Source organism: Pedobacter metabolipauper (assembly GCF_004362715.1).
Classification (GTDB): domain Bacteria; phylum Bacteroidota; class Bacteroidia; order Sphingobacteriales; family Sphingobacteriaceae; genus Pedobacter; species Pedobacter metabolipauper.
The window spans coordinates 178,255-191,543 of sequence record NZ_SNYC01000009.1 but is presented as its reverse complement, the minus strand read 5'-3'; the positions used below and the strand labels follow the sequence as shown (position 1 = coordinate 191,543).

Genomic DNA, 13,289 nt, shown 5'->3' with positions numbered 1-13,289 from the left:
AGAATTTATTGTTATGAAAAAACTGGGGTTAGTCATCCTATTGCTAATTTATTTCCCTTTTATTTCTAATTTGGCGGCGCAGAATATATCAAATGAAGGTATAGATTTCTGGACCACCTTTCCAACTCACGACCCATCCGAAAATAATCGCGGTATCCAGTACGCGAACATCCGTATCTACGTAACCTCAAAAACAACTTCTGAAGTAGTGGTTAGCTGCGGCAGTTATACCAGCGGTCTTACTGCTATTCCTGCAAATGAAGCCGTTCCTTTTGATATCCCCAGAACAGATGCGTATATTTCAGAGGTACAAAGTAATGCGGTACTTTCTCAAAAAGGCATTCATATCGTAGTTACTCCAGGTAAGCCTAAGGTAGCCGTTTATGCGCATATCTATGCAGGTGCCAGGTCTGCAGCATCCCTGATTTTGCCTACAGAATCACTCGGGCAGAAGTATTATTCTATGAATTATACACAGGATGCTGCACAGGGCGGTATAAACAGGAATTTTTTAACATTGATAGCCACAGAAGACAATACCTCGCTGCTGCTCCATAGAAACAACGGGGTGGTCATTAAGATTGCTCTTGCAAAAGCTGGTGAGGTTTATCAGTATATGCCAGGCAACACTGAAGATCTTACGGGTACTTTTGTGGAGATAGATCCGGCATCTGCCGATAACTGCAGCAAACGTTTTGCCGCTTTTTCAGGTAGTACCTCCTTAACTATTGGCTGCTCGAATTCCAGAGATCCGCTTTTTCAACAGCTTTATCCAACAACAAGCTGGGGTAAAAATTATGGAATTGTACCTTTTAAAGACAGGACATACTATATTAGGATCATTGCACAGGAGGATAATACTAAAGTTCAGTTTAATGGCAATACGATTGTTATTGCAAAAGCTGGAGATTACTACCAGGATAACCAAATATTAACACAATCTTTATTTGTTACTGCCGATAAGAAGATCAGTGTGGCGCAGTACTCACTTACACAGGATTGTACATCGGCAATAGGCGGCGATCTTTATGGCGACCCTGAAATGGTCATGCTCAATCCCATTGAGTTTAATATCAAGTCTGTTACTTTATTCTCATCAGACAGGGAAAATATTATAGAAAGATACATCAATGTATGTATGAAAACTTCTGCCATATCATCTTTTAAAATAAATGGATCAGCTCCATCAAATGGAACATGGAGTATAATTCCTTCCAAACCGGAATATTCCAGCATACAGATCAATATCAATGAGATTAGTTCTACACTTACAGCAAGTGATGGTTTTAATGCGATAGCCTATGGATTCGGTGACCATGAATCCTATGCCTATTCTGCAGGTACCAACCTCGCAGCAAATAATTATTTACTGATCAGTAATAAGACCACTAAGATAGATGCGCAAAATGCATGTTTGAATCAGGCTTCAGATTTTAAAATCGTACTTTCCTATAAGGCCATTAAAATTATCTGGACATTGGATGATCTGGCCGGTGTTGAGTATACACCGGTACCACAGGAGGTGCCAACCGCAAATGGGTTAACCTATGTATACCTGTATGATAAGAACATTACATTTGATTCGATAAAACAACATAAGATGGTTGTAAGTGCAGAAATGCCGAATCTGGACAATTGCCTGGGAGCAGATGTTGAATATGAATTTACATTTGATGTATACCCAATTCCAACGCCTAAGTTTGGTGCTGCTGATGATGCCTGTACCTATGCCGAAGTTATATTTACGGAATCAAGCGAATCAAATATCACCAGCAGATTAATTAATAAATGGCAGTGGGACTTTGGTGATGGGGAGATCTCAACTGAGCAGAACCCGAGGCACATTTATAAAAATTCAGGATCTTTTACCATTAAGTTTTCTGCCGGACTGGATGATGGATGTATGTCTGATGTAATTGAGAAGTTAATCACCATAAAACCCAAAATAACGGCTAAATTTTCGGTTAGTCCAACAGGATGTGTAAATACAGAAGTGGTGTTCCTAAATCAGTCAACGGTTGAACCAGGAGCAACGATCGATACATGGTTATGGAATTTTGGCGATGGAGAAACCTCAGCGGAAGAGCACCCCAAACATAAGTACATTCTTGATAAGGTTTATGAAGTAACCCTGGTAACCGGCACAGATAATGGCTGTTTAAGCCTGCCCCAAAAAATACAGGTTACCATTAACAAATTGCCATTGGCAGATTTTGTCCTCCCTGAAGCCTGTCTTAAAGATGATGCGGTAACTTTTAAAAATCTATCGGCGAATACAGGCGGTGGTGCATCGGGTTTAACCTATCTGTGGAACTTTGGAGACCCTGCTTCGGGAGCCGGCAATACTTCAACACAGACAGATGGATCTCATAAATATTCCAGTGCAAAGCTATATCAGGTTAGCTTAACCACAATCAATCCAAATGGTTGCATTAATACGATAACAAAAGATTTTACAGTGAACGGCGGTAAGATCACACCCGCTCTTTTGGTCATGAACAAAAGTAATTTATGCAGCAACAGAGAAGTTTTGGTTCAAAATAACTCGAAAGTTGACTTTGGGAAGATTACGCGGGTAATCTTTTACATCGATGCGTTAAATAAGCCAACAGAAGCCATTGTAGATGAAGATCCTGAAGAGGGAGAAACCTATCCCTTTCTTTATCCAGCCTTTACCACTACTGCTGATCAGCATTTTACCATCCGCATGGTTGTCTTTTCAGGTACTAAATGCTTTGAGGAAATCAGTGAAAGTATTGTGGTTAAATCTGCTCCAATTGTAATTTTCGGCTCAATACCGCCAATCTGTATAAATGGTGGAAAAATAACGATTAACCAGGCCAGGGAAACCATAGGCATCCAAGGTACAGGCAGGTACGATGGACCAGGAATTCTTGCTGACGGAACATTTGACCCTGCAGTAGCCGGTACAGGCAATCATACCTTAACCTATACATTTACAGCAACTAACAGATGTGATGAATCTAAAACACAAACCATCACGGTGTATCCAATTCCATCAGTAACCCTAACTAGAGATATTTACGTGTTTATTGGCGGACAGAAAAAGATGGAAGTCAGTGCATCAGGTTCTAATTTAACTTATAAATGGACACCATCTGCCGGTCTGGACCGTGATGATATTCCCGAACCTTTGATCACCGCAGATGACGACCGGGTTTATACATTAACCATACAATCAGATCAGGGTTGCAGCATCACAGAAAAAGTTTATTTACATGTACTCAAAGCCATCGTTGCCCCAAGTGCTTTTAGTCCGAATGGGGATGGGGTAAATGATCAATGGGTGATTAAATATCTGGAGACCTATCCGGATGCAAGCGTGTCCGTTTTTAGCCGTTCAGGAGAACGGGTGTTCTACAGCCATGGCTATATCACCCCATTTGATGGAAATTATAAAAATCAGCCTTTACCTGTTGGAACTTATTACTATATTATCGACCCAAAGGGAGGTCGAAAAACTGTTTCCGGACCATTAACCATATTAAGATAAAGTGAGATCAGCCGCGTATTTATTTTTTGCATTAATTCTAGTCAATTTTAGCAGTATTGCGCAGCAAAGGCCGCAGTATACCCAATATATTTTTAATAATTATCTGCTGAATCCGGCCTTAAGTGGAATGGAAAATTATACCGATGTTAAAATTGGTTATAGAAAACAATGGACCGGTATAAAAGATGCCCCTCAAACTTCGTTCGTTTCTGCAAACTGGAGCCTCGGAGATGAATATCTATGGAGAAATGCACTCTCCCTGCCTGATAACGGAGATGACCCCATGAGCAGGAACTATATGCAGAATTATACGGCCTCACCAGCCCATCATGGCGTTGGTGTGATGGCCGTTATAGATGATGTTGGCCCTTTGTCCAGACTGGATGCCAATGTAACCTATGCTTATCACCTGCAAATGACTGGCCAATTGAACCTTTCATTGGGTGTAGCAGCTGGATTAACACGTATTGGATTAGATGTAAATGCACTTTCATTTGAACAGGAATACGATCCTGCAATTCAAAATACAATTGTAAGCCAGGTAAAGCCAGACCTGAGCATGGGTGTATGGTTATACGGGGCCAGCTTTTTTGCAGGTGCATCCGTACAGCAGATCCTGCCCCAAAAATTAAAGTTTACCAATGAATCCGGATACAATACCGGAAAAGAAGTTCCTCATATATTCTTAACTACCGGCTACCGGTTCTTCTTAGTGGAAGACATTGCGGCTACACCTTCTGTAATGATTAAAAAGGTAAGTCCAACACCAATATCTATTGATGCGAATATAAAGCTTGCATTTAAAGACAGGTTGTGGATAGGAGGGAGCTATCGTAAAAACGATTCGTTCTCCGCACTTGCAGGTGTTAACGTCAGTAAGCTGTTTAATCTAACGTACTCGTACGACTTTGTAACTTCTGCATTAAATAATGTGAGCAGTGGAAGTCATGAAATAGTTTTGGGTATTCAGCTCAATAATATTTACGAAGTACTGAGTACCCAAAGAATGTGGTAGCAGCTTAAAGTTCTTTTCTTAAACGGGCAACAGGAATATTCATCTGTTCCCTGTATTTAGCAACCGTTCTGCGGGCAATGTTGTACCCTCTTTCCTTTAAAATGTCCGTTAGTTTTTCATCAGCAAGCGGTTTGCGCTTATCTTCATTACCGATACAGTCTTCCAATATCTTTTTTACCTCTTTATTAGAGACCTCTTCACCGCTTTCTGTTTGGATGGCTTCAGAAAAGAAAGACTTTAACAGGAACGTTCCAAATTCAGTTTGTACATATTTAGAGTTTGCAACCCTTGAAACGGTAGAAATATCCATATCGATCTTATCTGCAATATCTTTTAAGATCATGGGACGCATTTTACGCTCATCTCCGGTAAGCAGATACTCATATTGATACTGCATAATGGCATTCATTGTTTTAAGCAGCGTTTGCTGTCTCTGCTTAATGGCATCAATAAACCATTTTGCCGAATCCAGCTTCTGCTTTACGAATTGTACCGCCTCTTTTAATTTTTTATCTTTTTGTGCCGCCTTATCATAGTGATCAAACATATCTATATAAGAGCGGCTAACCCTTAATTCAGGGGCATTTTTAGAGTTAAGGGTAAGTATTAAAGTACCATCGTTATTTGAAACATGAAAGTCGGGTATAACCTGAAGCTGCTTTGTAGTCACCTGGTTAGAGTCGCCCGGCTTTGGATTAAGTCTCAATATTTCAGCAATGATCTCTTTAAGGTCTTCACTGTTCAATCCTAAAGATTTCTCTAGTTTATCATAATGCTTCCGTGTAAACTCATCCAGGTAATGCTCAACAATGGCAATGGCTTTCTGGATGATCGGATTTGCAGGGTCTTTACGTCTCAGCTGCAGGGTAAGGCATTCCTGTAAATCCCTTGCCGCAATACCAGGAGGGTCGAAGCCCTGGATTACCTTTAACATTTCCAGTACATCTTCCTCTTCAACGATTACATTCTGAGAAAATGCAAGATCATCGATCATAGAAGTGATAGGCCTGCGCAGATAACCGTCGTCATCCAGACTGCCAATGATCTGTTTGCCGATAATAAAATCCTGATCAGATAATGGAACGAGATCCAGCTGTTCCTGTAAGCTTTCAAAAAAAGTACTTTCAATAGCTATTGGTGTTTCTTTTTTCTCTTCATCATCATCACTATTATTATAGGAGGTGCTGTAGTCATTAACACTGTCGTCCTGTAAATAATCGTCAACATTAAATTCATCAGAACTTTCTTCTTTTGAACCCGCATCATAATCTTCAGGGGTATCATTCAGATCATCGTATTCACCTTTAGGCTCTTCAGCGATCATTAAGCTGGGATCTTCCAGTGCAGGGTTTTCTTCCAGTTCTTCTTTGATGCGTGTATCTAATGCAACAGTAGGTACTTGCAGTAATTTAATAAATTGAATTTGCTGCGGTGATAACTTTTGAAGTAGTTTTTGTTGTAAATGTTGTTTTAGCATAAAGGAAAAATCGGTATTTTATGTACCCGTTTCAAAAATACGCATTTCGTTTACATAAAAGTAATTCCTCAAATTATAATTGTAATAAACGCTGATATACAACCGAAAAATAATATTGACAGAAACAATACCTTTGATTTTAGTGTTAGAATTTATATTTTTAAATAAATAGCAACTAATTATTTATGGGTTTTGTAAAAGAGTTTAAAGAGTTTGCCATTAAAGGCAGTGTAATGGACCTCGCTGTAGGGGTAATCATTGGAGGTGCATTTAGTAAGATCATTGACAGTGTAGTGAAAGATTTGGTTATGCCGCTAATCTCGGCCGTGATTGGCTCTGTTGATTTCAGCAACATGTATGTAGTGCTTAAAGGTACGGTGGCAGAGAACCTGGCATTGGAAGAAGCCCGTAAAATTCCGGATACCGTAATCTTTGCCTATGGTAATTTCATCACGGTAGCCATCAATTTCTTTTTATTGGCCCTTGCCGTTTTTATGCTGGTCAAAATAATCAATTCCTTAAAACGTAAGGAAGAAGCTAAACCAGCAGCTCCTGCAGGTCCGTCTAAAGAAGAAGTGTTACTGGCTGAGATCAGAGATCTGTTAAAAGCAAAATAGTTAAAAAGTTCTTTTAATACCTGGGTCGGTTATGATCACATAATCACCCAGGTGTTTATAACCTTCCCATTTGGGATCCTTAAAGTCGGCCGCAGAAAAACAGGAGAGGTTAGCCGTTTTTAATTTCGGAGCCATAGTTTTCAATTGCTGGTAAGTTCCCAACTTCTCATCGCTGTGAAAACGGCCGTTCAGCTGTAAAATCTTTGAACCTTTATTCGCTTTCATGTAGGTTGCAATAGACCATGCCATAGTCGCGTCCCATAGATTTTGGGTTTGGTAAATTTTCATTCCGCCCATATTGTGGCCGCCCAGTGTTTCTATGAATTTATTGTAATAGTTTCCTGTTGCGGTATCTATAGGTAAGGGGGGCAGTAAACGCTTTGAAGTTTTAGGCAGGGCATCTAAACCGCTTAAGCCAGATTTGGTAACCAGGTTACTGTAGCGCGTTGCGGCATTGCCGGCAACTACATTCAGATCGTTGGCCCTGGCATATTCAATTAAGGGTTTGTAATCTTTATAATTGTTCCATGCCCTGGCATCTTTAATAAAATTCTTCTCAGAAATATAGCCCTTTAGATATTCATTCAGCACCAGCTGAACATCGGTATGGAACATCTCTGTGGTTAAGGCAACCTTTGGATAATTGCTGTGCATGGCTTTAAATAAATTCAACTCCAGCTGGTGTCCGATCGAATCGTTGTGCTCTTCGCCAAAGAATAAGACATCAATACCGCTTAACCCACTGGCCAATTCATTTAAGGTGATTATTTTTTGCTGTTTTACATCGTAAATTTTATAATGTTCTGTATTTTGAGCAACAGAAATTACAGGTATCAGTAGGTATAAGATAAACAGCAATTTTTTCATAGATCAAATTAACGAATATTTTTTCACCGATTAAAAATTGTTATTTACCGACCTTTTACCTGCATATTGCGAATTGCTATTTGGTAATGGAATGCTTCTGTATACATTTGAAGAAACAAAGACAACGCAGCAATTTTTATCTAATCAGATATATAATATAAGAAAATGGAAAAGTGCACAAATAATAGTTCGAGCAGAATAGTTACAGGAGTGGTGATCCTGGTAGTGGGGATGGTATTTTTTTTAAGGAATTTTGGTATTGAAATACCACATTGGATAATTAGCTGGCATACCATGCTCATCGTTATAGGATTGCTGGTAGGTTATAAAAGGGATTTTAATGGCATTGGCTGGCTGGTTATGGTATTGATCGGTGGTATGTTTACACTTGCAGATATTACAGCATACAACCTTTCTAAATTATACTTTCCGATCGGCTTAACCGTGTTGGGATTGTTTCTCATCTTAAAGCCTAAAAGCCTTCATAAACACAAATGGGACAAGAAATGGAAAAAGAAACCCACTAACTTTGATGCCTTTGACCCTGCTGCAGAAGCAGAACCCCAGCCGGTAGAAGGCGGGATCAATGAACATGATATTTTGGATTCAGTGAATGTGTTTGGTGGAAGTCACCAGAATATTTACTCTAAGAATTTTAAAGGAGGAGATGTCATTGCCATCTTCGGCGGATGTGATATTAACCTGACGCAGGCAGATTTTCAAGGGACCATTACCCTGGATGTGGTGGCCATCTTTGGCGGAACAAAGATCATTATTCCATCAAACTGGGAAGTGAAATCAGAAGTTACAGCCATCTTTGGCGGAATGGACGATAAAAGAGGGGTAGGGCCGGTTAAGAGTGATGAAGCGCGTAAAATATTAATTATTAAAGGAGTAGCCCTATTTGGTGGTGTAGATATCAGGAACTTTTAAAGGGGCATTATGACAACAAGACCTTTATCCATCCCCAAGATACAGAAATTCTCATCTGCTATATTTATAGCCTGGGTGGGGGTTTTTGTGTTTTTGTTCTATTATACGCTGAATTTTAACCTGCTTATATCAGTTTCTGATAGTCTGGTTACCAATGGCCTGCTGGCCATTGCCTGTATTATTCTAAGTAATTTGCTGGGATATTACCAGCCTAAGGATGAAACCATCTTGTTCATATTGGTTTTAACATTGATACTGGCGCTTGTAATTACTTACGCCAGTAAGTTTGTACTAAACCTTGTATTTGATGGAAATGTTACTTACCAGAGCTTTCTAAACCTGTCCTTGCTAATCCGTTTCATCATTGTCTTTGTATTTCTGGCCTGGTGCGCCCTCGCCAATATCTTATGGTACAGGCTGGAAGAGCAATCTGCCACGCAAGACAGGCTGCTTACTGCCCAGAATTTATCCAAAGAAGCTGAATTAAACAAACTAAGACATCAGCTGCAGCCCCATTTTCTATTTAACAGCTTAAATTCAGTATATGCATTAACCATTGTAAACCCAACGGAGGCAGGTACCATGATTACTAAGCTCGCTTCTTTTTTACGGGGAACCCTTAAACGGGACGACGAAGTGTGGGTTAACGTCAGAGAAGAAATGGAATATATCCAGCTCTATCTCGATATTGAAAAAGTACGCTTTAGCCACAGACTTAACATTCAGGTTACCATAGATGAAGCAACAATGGATCTCTGTTTGCCGGGCACACTATTGCAGCCAATAGTAGAAAATGCGATTAAGTTCGGCTTGTACAATACATCGGCACCCATAACCATTACGATGAATGTTACGGTAGAACACCAGACGCTGGTTATACAGGTAGAGAATCCATACGATCCTGAAATGAAAGCAACAGGAGGCACCGGTTTTGGTTTGACGGCAATTAGAAGAAGGCTATATTTGTTATTCGCGGATGATACCTTATTACATACACAGGCTACTGAAGAAAAATTATTTATAACAACGCTTAAAATACCTCAGAATAATGATAAGAACAATACTAATTGATGATGAGCCCTTAGCCAGGGATATTGTGAAACATTATTTGAGCAGTTTTCCGGATATTGAGGTCGTTGCAGAGTGCAGTGATGGCTTTGAAGGCATAAAAGCGATTACACAACATCAGCCTGACTTTATATTTTTGGATATCCAGATGCCAAAGATCAATGGCTTTGAAATGCTGGAGCTTCTGGATAAACACCCGGCAGTAATTTTTACGACCGCATTTGACGAATATGCAATCAAGGCATTTGAAGTAAGTGCGGTAGACTATCTCTTGAAGCCGATAGAAAAAAGCAGGTTTGACCTGGCCATTCAAAAGCTGCCCTTACGCTTAACAAATGCAGAGATAAGTGCTACACAAGAGCTGTTGGATTCAGCAGCCTTAAGCCCTGCACAAAACAACAGGGTGGTGGTTAAAAAGAACGGGGTGATCAAGATCATTGCAGTAAGTGATATCCATTACCTGGAGGCAGATGATGATTATGTGAAATTAAGTACAACAGAAGGTATCTTTCATAAGAATAAAACGATGAGCTTTTTTGAGCAGACGCTCGATTCCGCACAATTTATTCGTATTCATCGTTCGTATATTATAAATTTGGCCCAGGTAACCCGGATTGAATTGAAAGAAAAAGACAGTTATATTGTTCTTTTGAAATCAGATATCTGGCTGCCGGTAAGCAAAACAGGGTACATAAAGTTGAAAGCAGCTTTAGGCTTATAGAAAAATCGAAATCTATTTGCAATTAGAAAAAAATCACACTATATTTGCACCTCTTATTTAAAAAAATAGTTAAGATATAATACAGTTATGAAAAGAACATTCCAACCTTCGCAAAGAAAGAGAAGAAACAAACACGGCTTCCGCGAAAGAATGGCTACAGCAAACGGTAGAAGAGTATTAGCTTCACGTCGTGCAAAAGGAAGAAAAAGATTATCAGTTTCTGACGAACGTCGTCATAAAGCATAGTTTTTGATTGCAGCACCTGGTGCTGGCAGATCAGAATGTCTGCAAATTTGCAATCAAAAATATGAACACATTCAGCAAAGAAGAACGGTTATGTAGCAGAAAATTAATAGATCTGCTATTTAAGGACGGTTCTTCTTTTTTATTATATCCTTTTCGCGTATCGTATATCTTTACAGATACACCGCATCAATATCCGGTGCAGGTTGTGATCAATGCGTCTAAAAAAAGATTCAAAAAAGCGGTTGACAGGAACCTGATCAAACGCCGCTGCAGGGAAGCATATCGCTTGCAAAAGCAATTGCAGCTTTATACGGATCTCGCTAATCGCGAACAGCTTTTATTGCTTTCTTTACAATTTGTTGGTAAACAGATCTATGACTATTCTTTTTTTGAAAAGAAACTGTCAGGTGTGTTTAAAAAATTGCTGGTTAACATAGAAAGTGATGGGCGTAATTAACCAGGTTATTGGATGGATCTTTCTTGGGCTGATCAAGCTTTACCAATGGCTCTTATCGCCATTGCTCGGAGCCAGCTGCAGGTTTACACCAACCTGCTCCCAATATGGAATTGAAGCAATAAAAAAGCATGGACCATTTAAAGGGGGATGGTTAACCTTAAAGCGAATTGGAAGATGTAATCCATGGGGTGGTCACGGTCATGACCCAGTTCCTTAACCCATTTTAATTTAACCAGATGGCAACTCTACTTCAAATTGAAACCGCTACACAAGTTTGCTCTGTTGCATTGTCAAAAGACGGGCAGACCATAATGTTGAAAGAACGCATGGCAAATAATATCCATGCCAGCAATTTAACACTGTTCATTCAGGAGGTTATGACCGCTGCAGGCTTGCAGTATACAGATTTGGATGCCATTGCGGTCAGTAAAGGCCCTGGCTCTTATACCGGGCTAAGAATCGGCGTTTCTACTGCAAAAGGACTTTGTTTCGCGTTAGATAAACCGCTACTGGGTATCGATACCCTGCAAATGATGGCAGAAGGGTTTTTAATAGAAAACCCAGGTTATGATGGTTTGATCTGTGCCATGATCGATGCCAGAAGAATGGAAGTATTCACTGCAGTTTATAATGCAGGTTTAAACCCGGTAATCCCTGTTAATGCTAAAATTATTGATGAGCATAGTTTTGAAGAAATATTAAAAGAAAATAAAGTTACGTTCATTGGTGACGGGGCCGCTAAATGCAAAGATGTACTGCAGCATGCCCATGCCGCATTTTCCGAATCAAACTATAACTCTGCAACCCATATGAGCAGACTTGCCAATCAGGCCTTTCATGCTGCAGAATTTGAAGATGTGGCTTATTTTGAGCCTTTTTATCTGAAAGATTTTGTGTTCACAACACCTAAAAAGAAATAACTACCTTTTTTTCTTAGAGAAAATACCAAAGATCTTTTTAAAGATACTGGACCCTTCCTCTCCAATACCTGGCATGGTACTGCTGTTTTGCGGATGCTCTACCAAATTGCCGAATTTTATGCCTACACCCAGGTAGATAGAAGCACTGTTGTACCCTTTTCCTATTGCAGCATCCTGCTGAATGGCAGACCTGGTTTGGGTAACCGTTTTAAATAAATTATCCGAGCCTAAAAAAGCTTCGAAATTGGGTGTTTGATACATGCCCTGCATGCCAAATGATACAATGCCCGCCAGGTTATAAGTTGGCACAGCACTTACCGAAAGATCATTAAAACTAAATTTATTCACAAAAGCAACGTCGCCGCCTTTATACAACACATTCTTTGAAATGATAAGGCTTGGTGTATAGTAATCAAAGGTTTTAGAAACTAAAAAATCGATCTTGGCATTTGTTGGCGTATAAAAACTTTTGTTGATTTCGCTTCGGGTTACAATGTCTATGATCTCGTCTTCCAGGTCATCAGAAGACATTAGGTCCGGGTTATCGATCACCAGCGGGCTTTTAATGTTGTTGAAGGTGGCTGAATAGGAACTTTTAGCCCATTTTATTACGCCAAGATCTTTAATATTGGCCATGATAAACGTTCCATCTTTTGAGGTATATGATGTTCCAAAGCTCAATGCAATACCTGGGTTTTTAAAATTAGGGAAAAAGTTCTTTTTGGATATCTCATCCTCATATTTGAAACTTGTTCTATAGCTCCCATTCACAGCAATGCTTAATGGCCCCTGTTCAGAAGCCAGGCTGATGTTTGAATTGGTAATCTTTAGCTGGTTATAAGTAATGCCGCTCAGCAAGCTTATTTTACCGCCAAATGCAAGTTTTTTAGTCAGGTTCTCCCGGTAGCTTAAACTAAACTGGTGGTAAGACTGTGCATAACCTTTGTTGTTAAAAGCATCGTTAAAATCGGTGTCATAATAATCTTCAAATCTTCGGTAATTGTCAATAATGGCGAGGGTCTCATTCGTATAATCTACCTGTGCATCGGTACGCAACTGCCAGGAGAACCCAATCTCCTTCTGAAATTTGTACGACTGGAAAACTTTAAAAGCGAACAGGTATACGTTGGTATTCTGATAAGCGGTATTCATTTCTTTAGTTCCCAAAGGTAAATCACGCGCTGTAAATACACCATCGCTTGCCAACCTTCTAACCAGGTCATTACTGCCCCTGGATGTAGCGTTTAATCCCAAGTAAGGCAGGAAAAAGTTGGATGAAAAGCGCCTGGAATAATCCAATCGAAAAGTCTTTTGAGCCGGATTTTCAAACCCATCAAACAACGTATTTGTATTGAACAAACCGTATTGCTGCGCTTGTAATTGTTGTGCCATGATCACTAAAAAGCACAGCAAAAGGTATTTCCGTATCATAGGAGCAAAATACTGATTAATGC

The 13,289-nt window shown here is 39.7% G+C and carries 13 protein-coding genes; 10 read left to right on the top strand and 3 right to left on the bottom strand.

What is annotated here, in order from left to right; translation table 11 throughout:
- Positions 1-13: 13 nt before the first annotated feature.
- Both ATK78_RS22115 and ATK78_RS22110 read left to right on the top strand, forming a co-directional pair.
- A complete protein-coding gene (locus ATK78_RS22115; protein ID WP_133578323.1) occupies positions 14-3,514 on the top strand; it encodes a PKD domain-containing protein in 3,501 nt (1,166 codons plus the stop codon).
- Position 3,515: 1 nt separating this feature from the next.
- Positions 3,516-4,529 carry a PorP/SprF family type IX secretion system membrane protein gene (locus ATK78_RS22110; protein WP_133578322.1) on the top strand — a complete coding sequence of 338 codons (1,014 nt, stop codon included), beginning with the start codon at positions 3,516-3,518 and terminating at the stop codon, positions 4,527-4,529.
- Between the two features lie 4 nt (positions 4,530-4,533).
- On the opposite strand, the gene rpoN is transcribed toward ATK78_RS22110, so the two are convergent.
- Entirely contained in the window at positions 4,534-6,006 is a 1,473-nt protein-coding gene (gene rpoN, locus ATK78_RS22105; protein ID WP_133578321.1) for an RNA polymerase factor sigma-54, read from the bottom strand.
- 185 nt (positions 6,007-6,191) lie between these two features.
- On the opposite strand from rpoN, the gene mscL reads away from it, so the two are divergent.
- On the top strand, positions 6,192-6,623 hold the full coding sequence (gene mscL / locus ATK78_RS22100; protein ID WP_133578320.1) for a large conductance mechanosensitive channel protein MscL: 432 nt from the start codon (positions 6,192-6,194) through the stop codon (positions 6,621-6,623).
- Here the strand turns inward: mscL and ATK78_RS22095 are convergent, their stop codons facing one another.
- Positions 6,624-7,490, bottom strand: a complete 867-nt coding sequence (locus ATK78_RS22095; RefSeq protein ID WP_133578319.1) for a ChaN family lipoprotein — start codon at positions 7,488-7,490, stop codon at positions 6,624-6,626.
- A gap of 165 nt (positions 7,491-7,655) precedes the next feature.
- On the opposite strand from ATK78_RS22095, the gene ATK78_RS22090 reads away from it, so the two are divergent.
- From ATK78_RS22090 to tsaB, 7 genes are all read left to right on the top strand, one after another.
- Entirely contained in the window at positions 7,656-8,423 is a 768-nt protein-coding gene (locus ATK78_RS22090; RefSeq protein ID WP_133578318.1) for a LiaF transmembrane domain-containing protein, read from the top strand.
- Between the two features lie 9 nt (positions 8,424-8,432).
- Entirely contained in the window at positions 8,433-9,494 is a 1,062-nt protein-coding gene (locus ATK78_RS22085) for a sensor histidine kinase (protein WP_133578317.1), read from the top strand.
- The gene (locus tag ATK78_RS22080; RefSeq protein WP_133578316.1) at positions 9,472-10,212 is read left to right on the top strand and encodes a LytR/AlgR family response regulator transcription factor; all 741 of its coding nucleotides are present in this window, start codon (positions 9,472-9,474) and stop codon (positions 10,210-10,212) included. Before ATK78_RS22085 ends, ATK78_RS22080 begins: the two co-directional genes overlap by 23 nt.
- An 87-nt stretch (positions 10,213-10,299) precedes the next feature.
- Positions 10,300-10,458: a 50S ribosomal protein L34 gene (gene rpmH, locus ATK78_RS22075; RefSeq protein WP_055133745.1), complete on the top strand. Its 159-nt coding sequence runs from the start codon at positions 10,300-10,302 to the stop codon at positions 10,456-10,458.
- Positions 10,459-10,519: 61 nt separating this feature from the next.
- Positions 10,520-10,915, top strand: a complete 396-nt coding sequence (locus tag ATK78_RS22070) for a ribonuclease P protein component (RefSeq protein ID WP_133578315.1) — start codon at positions 10,520-10,522, stop codon at positions 10,913-10,915.
- Complete coding sequence (gene yidD / locus ATK78_RS22065; RefSeq protein ID WP_133578314.1) at positions 10,902-11,132, top strand: membrane protein insertion efficiency factor YidD; 231 nt, start codon at positions 10,902-10,904, stop codon at positions 11,130-11,132. Before ATK78_RS22070 ends, yidD begins: the two co-directional genes overlap by 14 nt.
- Before the next feature lie 19 nt (positions 11,133-11,151).
- Positions 11,152-11,835, top strand: a complete 684-nt coding sequence (tsaB, locus tag ATK78_RS22060) for a tRNA (adenosine(37)-N6)-threonylcarbamoyltransferase complex dimerization subunit type 1 TsaB (RefSeq protein ID WP_133578313.1) — start codon at positions 11,152-11,154, stop codon at positions 11,833-11,835.
- Here tsaB and ATK78_RS22055 read toward each other — a convergent pair whose 3' ends face one another.
- Positions 11,836-13,266, bottom strand: coding sequence for a DUF5723 family protein (locus tag ATK78_RS22055; RefSeq protein WP_133578312.1), 1,431 nt, complete (start codon positions 13,264-13,266; stop codon positions 11,836-11,838).
- Positions 13,267-13,289 lie beyond the last annotated feature (23 nt).